A 1270-nucleotide genomic window follows, 5' to 3' on the forward strand; every position below is an offset into this window, starting at 1 on the left:
TTCTGCGTCGGCTTTAGCTTTTGCTTCTGCAGCAAGTTTAGCTTGCTGTGCTTCGGCGTCTGCTTTTGCTTTATTTTCAGCTGCAAGTTTAGCTTGTTGTGCGTCTGCATCAGCTTTCGCTTTTGCTTCTGCAGCAAGTTTAGCTTGTTGAGCTTCTGCGTCGGCTTTAGCTTTTGCTTCGGCCGCTAGTTTAGCTTGTTGCGCTTCTGCATCGGCTTTGGCTTTATTTTCAGCAGCTAATTTTGCTTGTTGTGCTTCCGCATCTGCTTTGGCTTTATCAGCAGCCAATTTTGCTTGTTGTGCTTCTGCATCTGCTTTCGCTTTTGCTTCTGCAGCAAGTTTAGCTTGTTGTGCTTCGGCGTCGGCTTTTGCTTTTGCTTCTGCAGCTAATTTTGCCTGTTGTGCTTCTGCATCTGCTTTCGCTTTTGCTTCGGCCGCTAGTTTAGCTTGTTGTGCATCTGCGTCTGCTTTCGCTTTTGCTTCTGCGGCTAATTTTGCTTGTTGAGCTTCTGCGTCGGCTTTGGCTTTTGCTTCAGCTGCAAGTTTAGCTTGTTGTGCTTCTGCGTCGGCTTTCGCTTTTGCTTCTGCGGCCAATTTTGCTTGTTGTGCTTCTGCAGCTTGTTGTACTTTTAATGCTTCAGCATCCGCTTTGGCTTTATCAGCAGCTAACTTAGCTTGACGTTCTTCTTCTTGTATTTGTAATTTTTTAGCTTCTTGTTCTGCTTTTAGTCTTTCAGTCGCTTCTGCATCGGCTTTTACTCTTGCATCTGCCAATAATTTCGCTTGTAAAGCTGCCATATCGGCTTTAGCTTTTGCATCAGCAGCCAATTTAGCTTGTTGGGCTTCAGCGTCAGCTTTTGCTTTATTTTCAGCAGCTAGTTTTGCTTCACGAGCTTCTGCTTCTTCTTTAGCTTTTGCCTCTTCAGCTAATTTTATTTTTAATGCTTCAGCATCCGCTTTTGCTTTTGCTTCGGCAGCTAATTTTGCTTGTTGTGCTTCGGCGTCTGCTTTTGCTTTTGCTTCAGAAGCTAATTTTGCCTGAGCTTCAGCATCTGCTTTGGCTTTTGCATCTGCAACAAGTTTTGCCTGAAGTGCTTCTGCATCAGCTTTCGCTTTTGCTTCTGCAGCCAATTTTGCCTGAGCTTCAGCATCTGCTTTCGCCTTTGCATCTGCAACAAGTTTTGCTTGAAGTGCCTCCGCATCAGCTTTCGCTTTTGCTTCTGCAGCTAATTTTGCCTGAGCTTCAGCATCTGCTTTTGCTTTTGCATCT

General features: G+C 45.0%; 1 pseudogene. It reads right to left on the reverse strand.

Annotation, left to right across the window (positions count from 1 at the left end):
* A pseudogene (locus RT99_RS25595) lies at positions 1-1270 on the reverse strand (hypothetical protein); the annotation flags it as partial.

This window comes from Flavobacterium sp. MEB061 (genome assembly GCF_000834715.1).
Taxonomy (GTDB): Bacteria; Bacteroidota; Bacteroidia; order Flavobacteriales; family Flavobacteriaceae; genus Flavobacterium; species Flavobacterium pectinovorum.